Genomic DNA, 347 nt, shown 5'->3' with positions numbered 1-347 from the left:
GGACGACGGCATCTATGTGTCGTTCGAGGGCGAAAAGGCGCCGGCCGAGCCGCAACGCTACGACCTCGTGCTGGTCGCCGTGGGCCGCTCGCCCAACGGCAAGAAGATCGGCGCGGACAAGGCGGGCATAGCGGTGACGGATCGCGGCTTCATCGAAGTCGACAAGCAGATGCGCACCAACGTCCCGCACATCTTCGCGATCGGGGATGTGGTCGGCCAGCCGATGCTCGCGCACAAGGCCGTGCATGAAGGCCACGTGGCGGCGGAAGCGGCGCACGGCGAGAAGGCGTACTTCGACGCGCTGCAGATTCCTTCGGTGGCTTACACCGATCCGGAAGTGGCGTGGG

1 protein-coding gene is annotated in these 347 nt (G+C 66.3%); it reads left to right on the top strand.

All coding sequences use genetic code 11. The annotated features are described in order from the left end of the window. A partial coding sequence (locus AB3X99_RS40965) for an FAD-dependent oxidoreductase (RefSeq protein WP_368662076.1) occupies positions 1 to 347 on the top strand: 347 nt, incomplete at both ends.

This window comes from Paraburkholderia sp. BR10882 (assembly GCF_040948855.1).
GTDB classification, from domain to species: Bacteria; Pseudomonadota; Gammaproteobacteria; order Burkholderiales; family Burkholderiaceae; genus Paraburkholderia; species Paraburkholderia nodosa_A.
This window is presented reverse-complemented; position numbering and strand designations above follow the sequence as displayed.